Origin of the sequence: Kluyvera sichuanensis (assembly GCF_040930405.1) — a bacterium.
Taxonomy (GTDB): domain Bacteria; phylum Pseudomonadota; class Gammaproteobacteria; order Enterobacterales; family Enterobacteriaceae; genus Kluyvera; species Kluyvera sichuanensis.
Genome location: NZ_CP162271.1, coordinates 3,498,609 through 3,516,035, shown reverse-complemented (window position 1 = coordinate 3,516,035; position 17,427 = coordinate 3,498,609). Strand labels below are relative to the sequence as shown.

At 54.0% G+C, this 17,427-nt stretch carries 14 protein-coding genes; 6 read left to right on the top strand and 8 right to left on the bottom strand.

The window, feature by feature from the left end:
• Window positions 1-55: 55 nt before the first annotated feature.
• The 3 genes from AB2B48_RS16930 to AB2B48_RS16920 form a co-directional block, all read right to left on the bottom strand.
• Window positions 56-1,123 carry a collagen-like triple helix repeat-containing protein gene (locus AB2B48_RS16930; protein WP_185667449.1) on the bottom strand — a complete coding sequence of 356 codons (1,068 nt, stop codon included), beginning with the start codon at window positions 1,121-1,123 and terminating at the stop codon, window positions 56-58.
• Window positions 1,124-1,489: 366 nt separating this feature from the next.
• Window positions 1,490-2,743, bottom strand: a complete 1,254-nt coding sequence (gene avtA, locus AB2B48_RS16925) for a valine--pyruvate transaminase (protein WP_185667448.1) — start codon at window positions 2,741-2,743, stop codon at window positions 1,490-1,492.
• A gap of 173 nt (window positions 2,744-2,916) precedes the next feature.
• Window positions 2,917-4,953 (bottom strand): alpha-amylase, encoded by a 2,037-nt coding sequence (locus AB2B48_RS16920; protein WP_368299669.1) that lies wholly within the window; start codon window positions 4,951-4,953, stop codon window positions 2,917-2,919.
• Between the two features lie 307 nt (window positions 4,954-5,260).
• Between AB2B48_RS16920 and AB2B48_RS16915 the strand changes: the two genes are divergently transcribed.
• A complete protein-coding gene (locus AB2B48_RS16915) occupies window positions 5,261-6,115 on the top strand; it encodes a protein bax (protein WP_220440683.1) in 855 nt (284 codons plus the stop codon).
• Window positions 6,116-6,172: 57 nt separating this feature from the next.
• Here the strand turns inward: AB2B48_RS16915 and xylR are convergent, their stop codons facing one another.
• From xylR to xylF, 4 genes are all read right to left on the bottom strand, one after another.
• Window positions 6,173-7,357 (bottom strand): D-xylose utilization transcriptional activator XylR, encoded by a 1,185-nt coding sequence (gene xylR / locus AB2B48_RS16910; protein ID WP_185667445.1) that lies wholly within the window; start codon window positions 7,355-7,357, stop codon window positions 6,173-6,175.
• Between the two features lie 70 nt (window positions 7,358-7,427).
• The gene (xylH, locus tag AB2B48_RS16905; RefSeq protein ID WP_368299668.1) at window positions 7,428-8,609 is read right to left on the bottom strand and encodes a xylose ABC transporter permease XylH; all 1,182 of its coding nucleotides are present in this window, start codon (window positions 8,607-8,609) and stop codon (window positions 7,428-7,430) included.
• Window positions 8,587-10,128, bottom strand: a complete 1,542-nt coding sequence (locus AB2B48_RS16900) for a xylose ABC transporter ATP-binding protein (protein ID WP_368299667.1) — start codon at window positions 10,126-10,128, stop codon at window positions 8,587-8,589. The genes xylH and AB2B48_RS16900 overlap by 23 nt, the downstream gene beginning before the upstream one ends.
• 57 nt (window positions 10,129-10,185) lie before the next feature.
• Entirely contained in the window at window positions 10,186-11,178 is a 993-nt protein-coding gene (xylF, locus tag AB2B48_RS16895) for a D-xylose ABC transporter substrate-binding protein (protein ID WP_185667442.1), read from the bottom strand.
• 358 nt (window positions 11,179-11,536) lie between these two features.
• On the opposite strand from xylF, the gene xylA reads away from it, so the two are divergent.
• From xylA to yiaB, 3 genes are all read left to right on the top strand, one after another.
• A complete protein-coding gene (gene xylA, locus AB2B48_RS16890) occupies window positions 11,537-12,859 on the top strand; it encodes a xylose isomerase (protein ID WP_185667441.1) in 1,323 nt (440 codons plus the stop codon).
• 80 nt (window positions 12,860-12,939) lie between these two features.
• A complete protein-coding gene (gene xylB, locus AB2B48_RS16885; RefSeq protein ID WP_368299666.1) occupies window positions 12,940-14,394 on the top strand; it encodes a xylulokinase in 1,455 nt (484 codons plus the stop codon).
• A 167-nt stretch (window positions 14,395-14,561) separates the two neighbouring features.
• Window positions 14,562-14,939 carry an inner membrane protein YiaB gene (yiaB, locus tag AB2B48_RS16880; RefSeq protein ID WP_368299665.1) on the top strand — a complete coding sequence of 126 codons (378 nt, stop codon included), beginning with the start codon at window positions 14,562-14,564 and terminating at the stop codon, window positions 14,937-14,939.
• On the opposite strand, the gene AB2B48_RS16875 is transcribed toward yiaB, so the two are convergent.
• Window positions 14,904-15,899: an acyltransferase gene (locus AB2B48_RS16875; protein ID WP_368299664.1), complete on the bottom strand. Its 996-nt coding sequence runs from the start codon at window positions 15,897-15,899 to the stop codon at window positions 14,904-14,906. The two genes, yiaB and AB2B48_RS16875, sit on opposite strands and share 36 nt — an antisense overlap.
• 170 nt (window positions 15,900-16,069) lie before the next feature.
• On the opposite strand from AB2B48_RS16875, the gene AB2B48_RS16870 reads away from it, so the two are divergent.
• Window positions 16,070-16,375 carry a YsaB family lipoprotein gene (locus AB2B48_RS16870; RefSeq protein WP_185667437.1) on the top strand — a complete coding sequence of 102 codons (306 nt, stop codon included), beginning with the start codon at window positions 16,070-16,072 and terminating at the stop codon, window positions 16,373-16,375.
• A gap of 138 nt (window positions 16,376-16,513) precedes the next feature.
• Window positions 16,514-17,425: a glycine--tRNA ligase subunit alpha gene (gene glyQ, locus AB2B48_RS16865; protein ID WP_035893112.1), complete on the top strand. Its 912-nt coding sequence runs from the start codon at window positions 16,514-16,516 to the stop codon at window positions 17,423-17,425.
• Window positions 17,426-17,427 lie beyond the last annotated feature (2 nt).

The following is a 17,427-nucleotide window of genomic DNA, read 5'->3' as shown; positions in this document are numbered from 1 at the left end:
GCTGAAAAACATGCCCCCATTGCGGGGGCACGGAAAGCATTAATAAATATATAGCTTATTTTTTTAACGTTAACCCGCTAAGCAGACCACCTAAAGGACTGGTCGTGGTAGTGGTTGAAGAGCTGCTGGCGCTGGCATTAGCAGAGGTGCTGACGTTGAGCGTATTGGTTAATGAACTGACCGTGCCGCCCAGTGAGGCGCTTGCCAACAGGCCGCCGCTGCTGGTCTGGGTGCCGGTAGGTTTCACTAAGCCACCGGCATCCGTCACGATATTCCCGACGCTAGTGACCACCTGCCCGACGCCGCCCAATGCCGGCGTTGAGGTGCTGACGTTGTTACCAAGCCCGCTTACGGTGGTGCCCACCTGGGTGAGCAGACCGTTAACCGGAGTACCTAAACCGGTCGTTGTCCCGACGCCCTGAGTAACGCCCTGGACCCCAGAAAGCGTGTTATTGACGACGGAAGTCACGCCAGTTGTGGCGGCGACAGCACCTGGGCTTTGCAGGGTGCTGGTTAAGCCTGTGCCGGTGCTGCTGACAATCTGACCCGCGCTATTCACCACGTTGCCGACCAACCCGGTCACCCCAGCAACCGGAGTGCCGGAGGTGCTGGTGGACAGGTTGCTACCCACGCCGGATACCGTATTCCCCAGCACCGTAACGGTACTGGTGGTGCCCTGCAGCGTTGTCCCCACGCCGTTAGGGTTTGATGAGTTCCCAACGCCGTTGGTTACGCCGGTTCCTAAGGTATCGACCGCGTTACCCACGCCGGTGACGGTAGTTGAAATGGTTGAGGTGACCGGGTTGTTGCCCGCCGTGCTGGTCAACTGACTACCCAGACCGCCCAACGTATCGCCCACGCCGGATACCGCTTTCCCGGTTTCACCCAGAATGCTGCTGCCAGCGGTTTGGCTGCCGCTACCCGAGTTGCCATTACCGTTCCCGCCGCCGCTACCATCGCCGCCGCCGGAGCCGTCTCCACCGCCAGAACCGCTACCCGAAGTGGTACCGTTTTTGGCCGTTGAATGTGAACCCCCGCCGCTTCCGCTACAGGCAGAGAGTGAGAAAGCAAGAAGCACCGCCATAGCAATTATGCTTAATTGGCTAATTTTTTTAGAGGCCATGATCTTATCTCCACCAGTTAAAAACGCCGAGTGCGTATTAGTCAGTGTATGGTGAAAATTAAGCCTTGCATGGGGCGTTTCTTTTCATACGAAAGTATGGAAAACTCTGATTTAACTTAAGCATAAACAAAGTCTGCTATGTAAATAAATATGCTCTTGAGAAACATGCTGTTACTCCATATTTAACATATTAAGCAATAATGAATAATGGGTGCGAGTGTTTAGTGGTAATTAAATAGCAGGCTGAAATTGGGAGTAATCCGAGTGGGGTAGTTAGGCTGTATTTCTATTTTCTTTTTCAAAAATAACAATACAGATCACAGAAAAATATCAGCCTCCATATTTTGGAGGCTGATATATTATATTTTAACGCTGTTCATTCCAGGCTAATTCAATTTCTTCAGCAAGAATTTTGACACCGGCTTCAATTTTATCCGGCTCCGGCACATAGTTCATGCGCATACACTGGTGGGTATGCGGCCAGGGTTTATCCAGCCCAGGGAAGAAGAAATCACCGGGCACCATCAGGACGCCGCGTTTTTTCAGACGCTGATAAAGCACTTCGGTGGTAATCGGCAAATCTTTAAACCACAGCCACAGGAAGATGGCCCCTTCAGGCTTATGGATGAGGCAGCGCTCTTCCGGTAAATAGCGGCGAAGGATGGCGATGGTCTCCTGAACTCGCTGGTAGTAGAACGGCTTGATGACCGTTTCTGACAGTCGCAGCAGATCGTGGCGCTTAATCATTTCGCACATGATCGCCGGCCCAATGCCGCCCGGCGCAAGGCTGATGATACCGTTCATATTGCTGATGGCGGTGATAATCGACTCGTTGGCAATGATGATGCCGCAGCGGCTACCCGGCAGGCCGAGTTTGGACAGGCTCATGCACAGCACGGTGTTCGGGTTCCACAGCGGGCGCGCCTCGCTAAAGATGATTCCTGGGAAAGGAACACCGTAGGCATTATCGATAACCAGCGGGACGCCGTGCTGGTTGGCCAATGCATCGAGCTGTTTCAGTTCATCGTCGGTGATCACGTTACCCGTTGGGTTGGTCGGGCGTGAAACGCAGATCATCCCGGTGTCTTCACCGATCGGTAAATTATCGAAATCGACGTGATACTTAAACTGCCCTTCCGGGAGCAGTTCAATGTGCGGGCGGGTAGAGACAAACAGATCGTCTTCGAGGCCGGAATCCGCATAGCCAATGTACTCTGGCGTTAGCGGGAACAGCACTTTGCGAGTAGAACCGTCCGCACGTCGTCCGGCGAACAGATTGAACAAGTAGAAAAACGCGCTTTGGCTGCCATTTGTCAGTGCAATATTCTGTGGGCCGATCTCCCAACCTAATTCATTGCGCAGCATATCGGCTAGGGCGACGAGCAGTTCATTTTTGCCCTGAGGACCATCGTAATTACACAGCGCTTCAGAGACTTTGCCGCTTTCCAGCATCTCCGCCAGTAGATTATTGAAGTACGCGTTCATCTCAGGGATCTGCGCCGGGTTACCGCCGCCTAGCATGATGGCACCTGGAGTGCGTAAACCGTCGTTGAGGTCTTCCATCAGGCGGGTAATGCCCGAATGGCGGGTGAATTTGTCGCCAAAAAGTGAAAATGTCATAGCCGAGCTTCTATTGCTTGTTCTGTGAAGCCGATAACGATAACGCCACTGACGATAGGGTGCAAATGGCCTCGCGGAAGGCGTTTTAGCGGATAACGCGTGATATTTGTGTTTATGTAGTCATTTATTCTAAAGAAGCCCGTATGATAAATACGGGCCATGATAAGAATAAGTTATGGCTTACCTGCCCAGACAATCATGACTTTATCTCCACCCGTTTCACGAACAAAACCATAGCCTTGCGGGAGCGTAAGAGTGGTCTGCTTGCCTGCGCCGATAGCGGGGTGACGGGCGCGGAACTGGCCTAGCGTTTGCCAGTGTGCGACGGTCGCGGCGGATTGACCGGTGACGTCCTGCCAGTTCATCTGCGAGCGGGTGCCCTGTAGCGGGTCTGAACCGGTTGGCCCAAAGGGACGGCTGGACTCATCGCCGTAGAAGATCTGCACGGCACCGGGAGCAAGCAGCAGCAGTTCAGCGGCGTTATTGCCTTTTTCGCGGAACAGGCGGGTATCGTGTGATGATAGGTAGCTTAAGACGTTGAAGCTTTGCAGCTTGTCGGCCATCTGCTGCCAGGTCATATCGATATTGGCCAGGCAATCGGTGGCTTTTGCTGCCTGATCCTGGTAATCGAAGTTGATCATCGCGTCGAAGCCGTGGCGGTAGTACTCGCTCTCCATCACGCCGTGCCCCCAGGCTTCACCGGTCATCCAGAACGGTGCGGCGTCGAGTGCTTTTTGCGGGTTGGCTTTCTTCCACTCGGCTAGCGCCTCGATAGATTGCGCTTTGAGTTGCTGCCAGGCGGCCATCTCAACGTGTTTGGCGGTATCCACGCGGAAACCGTCAATACCGTAGTCGCGCACCCATTGGCTGAGCCAGTGAGTCAGATAGTCGCGTGGCGTAAAGCCCTCGATGGCGCTGGCGTGGGTATCCGGCTTGTTGTGGTAGAAATTCGGCAGCCCGCTCGGCGTGGTGGACTCGGTCTTGAGGTCCGGCAGGAACGCCAGCGACATGGTTAAATCATCAAACCCGGGGTTGTCGTAATCACCAATATCGGTGCGGACCCACGCTTTGCCCCACCATTTTTCCCACGCGGCTTTATCGCTAAAGTTGATGTAATCGTTAAAGCTATGCCAGGTCTGGCCAGGGCCTGGCTTCCAGTCCGTCCACTGCTGGCCCAGCGTTTTGGTGATGTCATCGCCTTTAAGGTAGAGCGCGCCGAACTGATATTGCTGCATATCGGCAAGGGTAGCGTAGCCGGTGTGGTTCATCACCACGTCAAACAGAATGCGGATGCCGCGCTGATGTGCGCCATCCACCAACGCGCGCAGGTCGTCTTCGGTACCCATGTTGGCGTCCAGACGCGTCCAGTCCTGGGTGTAGTAGCCGTGATAGGCATAATGCGGGAAGTCGCCTTTTGTGCCACCGCCAACCCAGCCGTGGATCTGCTCGAGCGGAGAGCTAATCCACAGCGCATTGACCCCCAGTTTTTGCAGATAGTCGAGCTTGCTGGTCAGGCCTTTCAGGTCGCCGCCGTGGAAGGTACCAATCTCCTGCATGCCGTCGTTATGACGACCATAGCTATGGTCGTTGCTTGGGTCGCCGTTGACGTAACGGTCGGTCAGTACGAAATAGACCGTGGCGTTGTGCCAGCTAAACGGCGCAGTGCTGGAGACCTCTACGCTTTCAAGCAACAGGAGGCCGTTGCTGTTATCGGCCGGGCGCAGCGTGATCTTTCCCTGCTTTACCGTTGCCGTCTGGCCGCTGTAAAAATCGCGCACGGTGCTGCCTTCCGGGAAGGTGTTGGCGACGTCCAGCGTTAGCGGTTTGCCGTCCCAGTGCGGGCACTGGCGAACGGCTATGGTGTTTGCGCCGTCCTGGGCATCGTTTTGTACTGCAATGGTGAGCGTGGGTGTTCCTGAGCGGGTATCCACCTCCAGTACGTAACTGCCATCACGAAAGAGACGCCACTGCGGCGCTTCGCCCTGGCACGGTTCCAGCGACAACATTTGGTTGAGGCGAATGGGTGAAGAGGGCTGCCAGCACTGTTGGTCAAAATTCAGTCTTAGCGGGCGAGTACCCTTAGCGAGCATTTTTTGGCTGCTGAACTTGCCGGTGCCTTCCGCTGAAAAAGCAGGAAAGCCCTCGCTGGACCAGCTAGCTGCGCCGGCAAAAGTGGGAATCAGTAGCGGTATCAGGGCGGCGAATTTCATTCCTGGATCCTTGTGCCAACGAATTTTTCCCTAGTGTGCCAGTCGCTTATCGCGCTGTACTCATCCTGGCAAAAGGAGGAGAAGCAGGGCTGAGTGATAGAGGTCAAAAAATGAACTAAAATGAGAGGTGGCTGACATTTTGCCTGCGCAATTTGTCTTATGCTGAATCGCGTCCACATGCCGATTCGGAATCGGACTATTTCCTGAGCGTGCGTTGGCGGGGTATTTTTGCTATAATTTGAGATTCAGCTCTCAATTTTTTGAAATAATAAGGCGTTGGAATGATTAAATCCGACCAGGAGACCTAATGATATCGACTCCCATTCGACGATATGGGGCCGCGATACTTATGTTACTCATCTGGACTTTTTCAGGTGGGGTGTTTGCAACAACACACACGGTAACGAAGCATCAAAAAGCCTCGGTAACAAAACATACGAAGGCGACGGCACCAAAAGTAACAAAGGCAAGTTATAGCAAGGCAAGCAGTAAACAAGAGTATTCTCGCAATAGTGTAAAGAGCAGTTCACTTCCTGATTTGCGAAAATACCCTTCCGGAACCCCAAGGAAAAGAGCGTTTCTCCGGACGGTAATGCCTTATATCACAAGCCAAAATGCAGCTATCACTGCCGATCGTAACTGGCTGGTTTCTAAGCAGTACGAAGGTCGCTGGTCGCCGTCTGAACGTGCGCGTCTGAAAGATATCGCTGCGCGCTACAAAGTCAGCTGGAACGGCAACACCCGTAAGGTGCCGTGGAACTCGCTGCTTGAGCGTGTTGATATTATTCCAGGCAGCATGGTCGCAACGATGGCAGCTGCTGAAAGCGGCTGGGGTACCTCTAAGCTGGCGCGTGCCAATAACAACCTGTTCGGCATGAAATGCGGGAAAGGCTGTAAAAATGGCTCAGGTTCAGTGAATGGTTACACCAAGTTTGATTCCGTAAAGGAGTCCGTTCAGGCCTACGCAGCTAACCTGAATACGCACCCGGCTTATGCCTCGTTCCGTAAATCTCGCGCCCAGATGCGTAAGTCGGATCAGGAGCTCACCGCCACGGCGATGATTCATAAGCTGAAAGGGTATTCGACCAAGGGGTCTAGCTATAACGACTACCTGTTCGCGATGTACCAGGACAACCAGCGTCTGATTGCTGCACATATGTAATCGGCGCGGTATTGAAAAAAGGCCTTCCACTGGAAGGCCTTTTTTTATGTCTCTGGCTTAAGTCTGAATCAAGGATTCACTGTGCTGCTCGCGATACTCTTTTGGCGTGGTGTCGTACTCTTTCTTAAACACCGAATAGAAGTACTGCAGCGAGGGATAGCCGCACATCTGCGAGATCTCGTTAATGGATAGTGAGGTTGAAACCAGCAGGCTGCGGGCTTTTTCCAGCTTTTCGCTGTGGATCACCGCATGAATCGTTTCCCCTACCTCTTCTTTAAAACGCTTCTCGAGGTTTGAACGAGAAATCCCCACCGAGTCCAGCACCTGCTCGACCTTAATGCCCTTACAGGCGTTATTGCGGATGTAGTGCATCGCCTGAATCACCGCCGGATCGTTCAAAGAGCGGTAGTCGGTGGAGCGTCGCTCCATCACCCGCATCGGAGGGACCAGCACGCGCTGGAGCGGCAGGACTTCGTTATCGAGCAGTCGTTGCATCAGTTTCGCCGCCTGATACCCCATCTGCCTGGCCCCTTGCGCCACCGAGGAGAGGGCCACGCGCGAGAGGTAGCGCGTCAACTCTTCGTTATCGATGCCAATCACGCATAGCTTCTCCGGTACCGGAATATGCAGATGCTCGCAGGCTTGCAGGACATGGCGGGCACGGGAGTCGGTAACGGCAATAATGCCGGTTTGCGGCGGGAGGGTTTGCAGCCAATCGGCCAGCCGATTTTGTGCATGCTGCCAGTTTTCCGGGGCGGTCTGCTGGCCCTGGTAGATGACGCCGCGATATTTCTCTTTGGCGACGATCTGGCTAAAGGCATATTCGCGCTCCTCGGCCCAGCGTTTACCGCTAGCGGAGGGCAACCCGTAAAACGCAAAGCGATGCACCCCTTTTTCCTTCAGGTGCAGAAAGGCGCTTTCAACCAGCGCGTAGTTATCGGTGGCGATATAGTGAACGGGAGGATACTGCTCCTGGCGGTGATAGGAGCCGCCTACACCGACGATGGGGACGTTGACGTCGGTCAGGAGCGCTTCGATAGTCGGGTCGTCGTAGTCGGCGATAACGCCATCGCCCAGCCACTCTTTGATGTTTTCGATACGTGCGCGGAAGTCTTCTTCTATGAAGATATCCCACTCAGATTGCGACGCCTGTAAGTATTCGCCCACGCCTTCAACCACCTGACGGTCAAAGGCTTTATTGGCATTGAATAGCAGCGTCACGCGGTGACGTTTTCCAAACATGGTTCAGGGTTCCTCGTGAATCATGAGGGGTGTTGCCGTCATGGGGAACGGCAACACCACGGCTGGGCAATCAAGCACGCCGTTTGGTTGCGGAATCCATCCAGACGGCAAGTAATAAAATTGCACCTTTGACGATATATTGCCAGAAAGTGGGCACGTCCATCATACTCATTCCGTTGTCGAGTGAAGCCATAATAAATGCCCCCATCACCGCGCCAGCTACGCTACCGACACCGCCCGCCAGGCTGGTTCCGCCAATCACGCAGGCGGCAATAGCATCCAGTTCGGCAATGTTCCCGGCAGACGGCGAACCCGCCCCCAGGCGTGAGCTAAGGATCAGCCCAGCAATTGCGACCATCAGGCCATTAATGGCAAACACCGCAAGCTTATTGCGCTCAACGTTAATACCGGAGAGACGCGCCGCTTCGATATTGCCGCCGATGGCGTAAATGCGCCGACCAAAGGCGGTGCGGGTTGCCATAAACATCCCTGCTAATAGCAGCAGTGTGAGCAGAAGTACCGGAGTTGGAACGCCGCGATAATCGTTGAGCAACCAGATGGCGCCCAGCACAATCACCGCCGCCAGCGCCTGACGTCCTACCACGCCGCTGGATGCTGGTGTACCAAGCCCCATCGACTGACGGCGCATCCGCCCGCGCCATTGCCAGGCCACAAACGCCATCAGCCCGATGGCGCCAAAGGTAAAGCCGATGCTGTTTGGCAGGTAGCTTTGACCAATCTGCGACATGGCCGCGCTGGTAGGGGAAACGGTGGTGCCGTTAGTGATGCCAATCAGAATGCCGCGGAAGGCGAGCATCCCGGCCAGGGTGACGATAAACGACGGCACTTTGCGATAGGCCACCCACCACCCGTTCCAGGCACCGAGCACCAGGCCCATCGCCAGTGTAACGACAATGGTCAGCGGTAGCGGCCAGCCCAACCAGACGTCAAAAATAGCCGCAGCACCGCCCAGCAGGCCCATCATGGAGCCGACGGAGAGGTCGATTTCGGCGGAGATAATCACAAACACCATGCCGACGGCGAGAATGCCGGTGATGGCGGTCTGGCGCAGCAGGTTAGAGACGTTTCGCGCACTGAGGTAAGCGCCCTCGGTGGTCCAGGTGAAGAACAGCATAATCACAATAATGGCCGCGATCATGACGAAGACCTGCAGGTTAAGCGATTTTAGCCGCAATGCAGGGGCGGATGCAGGGGCCGCCAGTTTGATTTCAGACGGGTTGTTTTTCGACATGACGTTCACTCCTTAAGGCGGCTTCCATCACTTGTTCCTGAGTCAGATTGTCGTTGACCAGGTTGGCTTTTAATTTCCCTTCATGCATCACCAGCACCCGGTCGCTCAGACCCAGTACCTCCGGCAATTCAGAAGAGATAACGATGACGGCAATCCCTTGCTGCACCAGTTGATTGATAAGCTTGTAGATTTCGTATTTCGCGCCGATATCGATCCCGCGCGTGGGTTCATCCAGAATGAGGATGCGTGGATTGAGCAGCAGACAGCGCGCCAGAATGGCTTTTTGCTGGTTGCCACCGCTCAGGCGACCAATGGCGAGATCCGGCGAAGAGGTTTTGACCTTCAGGCGTTGAATGGATTGCAAAATGCACTGCTGCTCTTTGGCGTCATCAAGGCTGCTGAGCGCGCCGCTGAAGTCGCTCAGCGCGGCAAGCGTAATGTTCTTACCGACCGCCATCACCGGCACGATACCGTCTTTTTTGCGGTCCTCCGGTACCATCGCAATGCCGTGGGCGATGGCCTGCTGGCAGTTGCGGATATCTACCTGCTTGCCATCAATAAAGATTTTTCCCTCCCAGCGCCCGCGCCATACGCCAAACAGACACTGAACCGCCTCGGTTCTCCCGGCGCCGACCAGGCCCGCGATACCGAGGATCTCCCCACGCTTGAGGTTAAAGGAGATATTGTTAACGCGTTTAATGTGACGGTTCACGGGGTGCCAGGCGGTGAGATGCTCCACGCGTAGAATTTCGTCACCGGCGGAGTGAGGTTCGCTCGGATAAAGCGCGGTCAGTTCGCGCCCAACCATCATGGTGATGATGTCATCTTCGGTCATGTTGGTGGCATCGCGGGTACCAATGTGCTGGCCGTCGCGGATCACGCAGATGGTGTCTGAGATGGCTTTGACTTCGTTGAGCTTGTGGGAGATGTAGACGCAGGCGATGCCGTGGTTCTGCAGATCGCGAATAATCCCCAGCAGCACGCCGGTTTCCTGTTCGGTTAACGACGCGGTGGGTTCGTCAAGGATCAGCAGTCGCACCTGTTTATTCAGCGCCTTAGCAATTTCAACCAGTTGCTGTTGCCCGAGCCCTAAATCTCCCACTCGCGTATCCGGCGAAATGGCCAGGTTGACCTGCGCGAGCAGCTTTTCGCAGCGCAGCGTCATGGTGTCGTAATCCAGCACGCCGTGGCGGCTAATTTCCGCACCGAGGAAAATGTTCTCCAGCACGGTCAGATGCTTAACCAGCGCCAGCTCCTGGTGAATAATGGCAATGCCTTTGCGCTCGGTGTCGCGAATATGCGTCGGCTGTAGCGTCTCACCGGCAAAAACGATTTCCCCTTCATAGCTGCCATGCGGGTAAATACCGCATAACACCTTCATTAAAGTCGATTTCCCTGAACCATTTTCGCCGCACAGGGAAACCACCTCGCCGGGGTTTAATCGCAGGCTGACATTATCAATCGCCTTCACCACCCCGAAGGTTTTGGTGATGTTTTTCATTTCGAGTAAATACGGCATAAGTGCTTGTGCTCCGCGTAAGCCAGGCTGCCCCAGCGCGAGGCCGGGGCGGGCCGTTTAGAGTTCGCTCTTCTTATGGAAACCGTCTTTCACTACGGTCTCGTCAATATTGGTTTTATTGACTTCAATCGGGGTCAGCAGGCGGGACGGTACATCTTTCAGCCCGTTATTCAGCGTGGCATCGGCTTTAGGCTGTTTTCCGTTACCGAGTTCGACGGCAATTTCTGCCGCGCTGTTGGCCAGCAATGTAATCGGCTTATACACGGTCATGGTCTGCGTGCCGTTGATGATGCGCTTCACGCCAGCCAGGTCGGCATCCTGGCCTGAAATGGCCACTTTGCCAGCCAGACCCTGAGCGCTAAGTGCCTGAATGGCGCCGCCTGCGGTGGCATCGTTTGAGGCGACCACGGCATCCACTTTGTTATTGTTGGCGGTGAGGGCGTTCTCCATAATTTTCAGCGCATTTTCCGGCAGCCAGCCGTCAACCCATTGATCGCCTACGACTTTAATCTTGCCGTCATCAATATAAGGTTTTAATACTTTCATCTGCCCGGCGCGGAACAGCTTGGCATTATTATCAACCGGTGAGCCGCCCATCAGGAAATAATTTCCCTGAGGGACCTGGTTGACCAGGCTTTGTGCCTGCATTTCACCGACTTTTTCATTGTCGAAGGAAATATAAAAATCGATATCCGCATTATTAATCATGCGGTCATAGGCTAATACTTTAATGCCTTCTTGTTTGGCTTCTTTAATTACGTTGCTAAGTACTTGCCCGTTATAAGGAATAATAACAAGGACATCCACGCCGCGGTTGATCATATTTTCTATCTGCGACATTTGCGTCTCTTCGTTTCCGTTGGCGGACTGCACGAAGACCTGTGCGCCCAACTGTTCGGCCTTGTTCACGAAGATGTCGCGGTCTTTTTGCCAGCGCTCCAGGCGCAGGTCATCAATAGCCATACCGATTTTAACTTCTTTAGCACTGCTCGCCATGCTGGTGAGAAGTAGCGATGCGCAGAGTGTGAGGCAAAGGTTCTTTATCTTCATAATCGTAATGCCTTCTGTAGGGATAGGAGATGAGATTGGCGATAAAAGAAACAGAGATGACTTAACACGCAGCAAATTTTTAACATGTATACGCCTGCTGGCAATTACAGATTTTTATCTTCCCATTACGATATTTCGTTTAATTGTCAATTTTTGACCGCGATCTGATTTTAAAATTACCGTATGCAAAATTTACTCACATAAAGCGAGGCGGATTCCTATTTATTTTGCGAGCCAGCGCACATTTGTGGATTCTCTTAATAGCAGTGTGAAATAACGTAATTGAGCTACCGCAAATCAGAATTCAGTATTACAACACGAAGTATTCCTCGCCGCGTGTCAGATTATGGAGTTCATTATGCAAGCTTATTTCGACCAACTGGATCGTGTTCGTTTCGAAGGCCCAAAAACCGAAAACCCGCTGGCTTTCCGCCACTACAACCCAGATGAACTCGTGCTGGGCAAACGTATGGAAGACCACCTGCGCTTTGCAGCCTGCTACTGGCATACCTTCTGCTGGAACGGTGCGGATATGTTTGGTGTCGGCTCATTCGATCGCCCTTGGCAGCAACCAGGCGAAGCCATTGAGCGTGCGAAACGCAAAGCTGACGTGGCGTTTGAGTTTTTCCATAAACTGAACGTGCCTTACTACTGCTTCCACGACGTGGACGTCTCCCCGGAAGGCGCCAACCTGAAAGAGTATCTGAATAACTTTGCTCAGATGGTGGATGTGCTGGCTGAGAAACAGCAGCAGAGCGGCGTGAAGTTGCTGTGGGGTACCGCAAACTGTTTCACCAACCCACGCTACGGCGCGGGCGCAGCGACTAACCCGGACCCAGAAGTCTTTAGCTGGGCGGCGACTCAGGTGTTCACCGCCATGAATGCAACCCATAAACTGGGTGGCGAAAACTATGTGCTGTGGGGCGGTCGCGAAGGCTATGAATCACTGCTGAATACCGATCTGCGTCAGGAACGTGAACAGATTGGCCGCTTCATGCAGATGGTGGTTGAGCACAAACACAAAATTGGCTTCCAGGGCACGCTGCTTATCGAGCCGAAACCTCAGGAACCGACCAAACACCAGTATGACTACGATGCATCAACCGTTTATGGCTTCCTGAAGCAGTTCGGTCTGGAAAAAGAGATTAAGCTCAACATTGAAGCGAACCACGCTACGCTGGCGGGCCACTCTTTCCATCACGAAATTGCGACCGCCATTGCGCTGGGCCTGTTTGGTTCCGTCGATGCGAACCGCGGTGACCCGCAACTGGGTTGGGATACCGACCAGTTCCCGAACAGCGTAGAAGAAAATGCGCTGGTGATGTACGAAATCCTGAAAGCGGGCGGCTTCACCACCGGTGGCCTGAATTTCGATGCGAAAGTTCGTCGTCAAAGCACCGATAAATATGACCTGTTCTACGGCCATATCGGCGCGATGGACACGATGGCGCTGTCCCTGAAAGTGGCGGCCCGTATGATTGAAGGCGGCGAGCTGGATAAACGTGTGGCGAAACGCTATGCGGGTTGGAACGGCGAACTGGGTCAGCAGATCCTCAAAGGTCAGATGTCACTGCAGGATCTGGCGAAATATGCTGAACAGCACCAACTGGCGCCGCAGCACCAGAGCGGCCATCAGGAACTGCTGGAAGGGCTGGTAAACCACTACCTGTTCGACAAGTAAGTTCATCACGCATTTCGCAGTATACCGTGCCCGGGAGCGCAAGCTTGCCGGGCATCGTACCACCTAAAGGAGCAGTCGCGATGTATATCGGCATAGATCTAGGCACGTCTGGCGTTAAGGCGATTCTGCTTGATGAGCAGGGTACAGTCCTGGCGTCGCAGACGGAAAAACTGACGGTTTCCCGTCCGCATCCGCTATGGTCCGAACAGGATCCTGAGCAGTGGTGGCAGGCAACGGATCGTGCCATCAAGGGGCTCGGTCAGCAGCATAGCCTGCAAGGGGTGAAAGCGCTGGGGATCGCCGGGCAAATGCATGGTGCAACGCTGCTGGATAAACAACAGCGCGTGCTGCGTCCCGCGATTCTGTGGAACGATGGCCGCTGTGCGCAAGAGTGTGAACTGCTGGAAGCGCAGGTTAAAACATCGCGACAGATAACCGGCAATCTGATGATGCCGGGCTTTACCGCGCCGAAACTGCTGTGGGTGCAGCGCCATGAACCAGAAATCTTCCGTCAGGTTGATAAAGTGCTGTTACCAAAAGATTATCTCCGTCTGCGGATGACCGGCGACTTTGCTAGCGATATGTCAGATGCTGCCGGTACCATGTGGATGGACGTGGCGAAGCGTGACTGGAGCGACGAGATGCTTGCCGCCTGTCTTCTGAGCCGTGACAACATGCCTGCGCTGTATGAAGGCTGCGACATCACCGGGCACCTGCTGCCAGCGGTGGCCAACGCATGGAATATGCCTGCGGTGCCGGTCGTGGCCGGTGGTGGTGATAATGCCGCTGGCGCCGTCGGCGTCGGGATGGCGGATGCCGGTCAGGCGATGCTGTCGTTGGGAACATCGGGGGTCTACTTTGCGGTGAGCGAAGGTTTCCTGAGCAAGCCGGAAAGCGCCGTGCATAGCTTCTGCCACGCGCTGCCGGGCCGCTGGCACCTGATGTCGGTGATGCTGAGCGCGGCCTCCTGTCTGGATTGGGCCGCCAGGCTGACCGGCCTGACGACCGTGCCAGCGCTGATTAGCGCGGCGGAATCTGCCGATAATCAGGCTGATCCTATCTGGTTCCTGCCGTATCTTTCCGGTGAACGCACGCCGCACAATAACCCACAGGCTAAAGGCGTCTTCTTTGGTCTGACTCACCAGCATGGGCCTGCCGAGCTGGCGCGTGCGGTGCTTGAAGGCGTGGGCTACGCGCTGGCGGATGGGATGGATGTCGTGCATGCCTGCGGTGTGACGCCAAAGAGCATCACGCTTATCGGCGGTGGCGCGCGCAGCCCCTGGTGGCGACAAATGCTGGCGGATATTAGTGGGCTGCAGCTGGACTATCGCACCGGGGGGGATGTTGGCCCGGCGCTGGGTGCAGCGCGGCTGGCGCAAATTGCCGTTAATCCGGACAAACCGCTTTCAGACCTGCTGCCGCAACTGCAGTTGGAACAAACGCATTGCCCGGATGCTCAGCAGCATACGGTTTATCAGCAGCGCCGTGAGACTTTCCGCAGGTTGTATCAGCAGCTTCTCCCGCTGATGTCCTGATGATAAATCCCTCCTGTTCGCAGGAGGGATTTGCTCCCGCAATTAAACCGGCGAAAACGATAAAAAAACCGCATGGTTTTATTCTGAAATGCTCTCTCAACTCCCTTTTTCAGTGTCGCCGTTCTCCCGTATCCCATAATGTGCATTTGATGGATAAGGAGATCCCAATGAAACGTTCTGTGCTTATTGCATGGCTATTTATGCTGGTTGGAGCCCTGATTTACCTTATTGGTTTATGGCGGGCTTGTCCGTTATTAAGCGGTAAAGGCTATTTTCTGGGTGTGTTGATAACCAGCATGTTCATCATCTATGTCTACCAGCGTGAAGTGAAACGTGGACTGCTTGACGAGCGTTTTGCTGCTGTCTGCCAGATGGTGGCGCTTATGACTAGCGGGTTGCTGCTGGTGGGATTATGGAATGCGCCGCTCTCGCTGGTCGAAAGAGGCGCATATCTTGCGGCATTCTGTCTCTGTATATCAGGTCAGTATCTTCTGATGCGGGCCGCGGTATTAACTGACCAGCCTACGGGTATCGACACGCTGTAGCATCATAGAAAGCACGAGGCTTCCAGCAAGCGTTGCGGTGAATATCCAGAGAATATCCAGGGCAGGCCAGCGTTTTAATTCCAGACCGCCGGTACGTAAGGTGTAAATAATCAGCGCGTGAAAGCCATAAATACCCAGCGAATGCTTTGAAATAAATCCCAGCCCTGGAAGGACGCGCGCGTTCAGGGTGTTTTTAACCAATGTCAGCAGCGATGCGGCGCAGATAAAGACCATCGGGCCGCAGTAGACGTACCAGGTGTCGGCGAAGTTGCCGCGCCATTGCAATTCGTGGAGCGTCCCGCGCGAAATAATCCACACCGCGGCTGCAAATAACAGCCCGCAGCACCACGTCAGCGATTTTTTATCGGTTTCCATCATGCCGATAGCGCGGCCAAGTAACCCGTAAATAACGTAATAAAACGTATCGCCGTTGATGTACAGATTGATCGGCAACCATTCAACGCCGTGCGTACTCAACGAAACGGTATTGGGGTTTGCCACCAGGCCAATCATTACCATTAAAGCCAGCAGCATTTTACCGCTAATAGCTTTGACCTCAATCAGCGGCGAAACCAGGTAAATGACGATGATGGCGAAGAAAAACCACAGGTGATAGAACACCGGTTTTTGCAGCAGATGCTTCAAAGAGGCTTCAACGCTTATATGGGTAAAAGAGGCGATAAACAGCAACGCGATAGCGCTATAGAACAGCAGGCAGAGCGCGATGCGGAGAAAATGGCGCGGCTGTGCGCTGCGTGGGCCGAAAAACAGGTAGCCGGAAATCATAAAAAAGAGCGGCACGCTGACGCGGGAAGCGGAGTTTAAGACGTTGGCAAAGTCCCAGCTTAGCGGACTCACGTCGTGCGGGTGGGTGATATACCAGGTTGTAGTATGGATCATCACTACCATCAGGCAGGCAATTCCGCGTAAGTTCTCAATCCAGCTAATCTTTGCTTGCATCAGATACCTATTATTCCGCTATAAATAAGGTCAGACTCGCCCCAGTGCTAGCTATCTCACTGGATAATTCCGAGTTTCTCACCCTGCACTTGTGATGGCGTAGCAATCTTCGCACAATGCGGCGGTAAGAAAGGGGTAAAGCCTAAAATAACAGCCCGGTAAGATAAATAATGATGATGAAGTCTCTCTCTACTTTGCTGGCACTTATTGTCCTCGCAGGGTGCTCGTCGGCTGAACCGCCGGTGGTGCAAAAATCGCAAAGCGCGCGGGTGAATTCCGAGCGTTCGCTCTCCATGGAACAACTGTGCAAAGACAACGCGGCAGAGCGCTATAATACGGCGGCGAAGAAAATCGACGTCACCGGGTTTGAACGTTTTCAGGGCAGCTACGAACTGCGTGGCTATACCATGCGAAATGAAAGTTTTGTCTGCTCTTTCGATGCTGATGGCCGATTTTTACATCTCTCCATGAGCTAAAACAGGTAGGTTGGCGGCAAAAACCGGCCTGTTTTTCCCAATTTAGTCTAAACAACCTCGTTTCATACTGTATATCTCGCAGCCAGCGGGTATACTGACTCCTTCCTTTAAATCCACACGTATCCAGCACGAAATCATATGCAAAAGTTTGATACCAGGACCTTCCAGGGCCTGATCCTGACCTTACAGGATTACTGGGCTCGTCAGGGCTGCACCATTGTTCAACCACTGGACATGGAAGTTGGCGCCGGCACCTCACACCCGATGACTAGCCTGCGTGCGTTGGGGCCAGAACCGATGGCAACTGCCTACGTGCAGCCTTCCCGTCGCCCAACCGATGGCCGTTATGGCGAGAACCCGAACCGTTTACAACACTACTATCAGTTCCAGGTAGTGATTAAACCGTCTCCGGACAATATCCAGGAGCTGTACCTCGGATCGCTGAAAGAGCTGGGTATGGACCCGACCATTCACGACATTCGTTTCGTGGAAGACAACTGGGAAAACCCAACGCTGGGTGCCTGGGGTCTGGGTTGGGAAGTGTGGCTGAACGGCATGGAAGTGACCCAGTTCACTTACTTCCAGCAGGTTGGCGGTCTGGAATGTAAGCCGATCACCGGCGAGATCACCTACGGTCTGGAACGTCTGGCGATGTACATTCAGGGCGTAGACAGCGTTTACGACCTGGTCTGGAGCGACGGTCCGCTGGGTAAAACTACCTACGGCGACGTGTTCCATCAGAACGAAGTGGAGCAGTCCACCTACAACTTTGAATACGCGGACGTGGACTTCCTGTTCACCTGCTTCGAGCAGTACGAGAAGGAAGCGCAGCAGCTGCTGGCGCTGGAAACTCCGCTGCCACTGCCTGCTTACGAGCGTATTCTGAAGGCCGCCCATAGCTTTAACCTGCTGGATGCGCGTAAAGCCATCTCCGTCACCGAACGTCAGCGCTATATCCTGCGCATTCGTACCCTGACCAAAGCAGTGGCAGAAGCTTACTACGCTTCCCGTGAAGCCCTCGGCTTCCCGATGTGCAACAAGAATAAATAAGA

What these genes read in the sequence shown, in the direction of transcription:
- yiaB (WP_368299665.1), top strand. Translation starts at nt 14,562, where the DNA reads ATGAAACGTTCTGTGCTTATTGCATGGCTATTTATGCTGGTTGGAGCC.
- AB2B48_RS16870 (WP_185667437.1), top strand. Translation starts at nt 16,070, where the DNA reads ATGATGATGAAGTCTCTCTCTACTTTGCTGGCACTTATTGTCCTCGCA.
- xylA (WP_185667441.1), top strand. Translation starts at nt 11,537, where the DNA reads ATGCAAGCTTATTTCGACCAACTGGATCGTGTTCGTTTCGAAGGCCCA.
- xylR (WP_185667445.1), bottom strand. Translation starts at nt 7,357, where the DNA reads ATGTTTGGAAAACGTCACCGCGTGACGCTGCTATTCAATGCCAATAAA.
- xylF (WP_185667442.1), bottom strand. Translation starts at nt 11,178, where the DNA reads ATGAAGATAAAGAACCTTTGCCTCACACTCTGCGCATCGCTACTTCTC.
- xylH (WP_368299668.1), bottom strand. Translation starts at nt 8,609, where the DNA reads ATGTCGAAAAACAACCCGTCTGAAATCAAACTGGCGGCCCCTGCATCC.
- xylB (WP_368299666.1), top strand. Translation starts at nt 12,940, where the DNA reads ATGTATATCGGCATAGATCTAGGCACGTCTGGCGTTAAGGCGATTCTG.
- AB2B48_RS16875 (WP_368299664.1), bottom strand. Translation starts at nt 15,899, where the DNA reads ATGCAAGCAAAGATTAGCTGGATTGAGAACTTACGCGGAATTGCCTGC.
- glyQ (WP_035893112.1), top strand. Translation starts at nt 16,514, where the DNA reads ATGCAAAAGTTTGATACCAGGACCTTCCAGGGCCTGATCCTGACCTTA.
- avtA (WP_185667448.1), bottom strand. Translation starts at nt 2,743, where the DNA reads ATGACATTTTCACTTTTTGGCGACAAATTCACCCGCCATTCGGGCATT.
- AB2B48_RS16900 (WP_368299667.1), bottom strand. Translation starts at nt 10,128, where the DNA reads ATGCCGTATTTACTCGAAATGAAAAACATCACCAAAACCTTCGGGGTG.
- AB2B48_RS16930 (WP_185667449.1), bottom strand. Translation starts at nt 1,123, where the DNA reads ATGGCCTCTAAAAAAATTAGCCAATTAAGCATAATTGCTATGGCGGTG.
- AB2B48_RS16920 (WP_368299669.1), bottom strand. Translation starts at nt 4,953, where the DNA reads ATGAAATTCGCCGCCCTGATACCGCTACTGATTCCCACTTTTGCCGGC.
- AB2B48_RS16915 (WP_220440683.1), top strand. Translation starts at nt 5,261, where the DNA reads ATGATATCGACTCCCATTCGACGATATGGGGCCGCGATACTTATGTTA.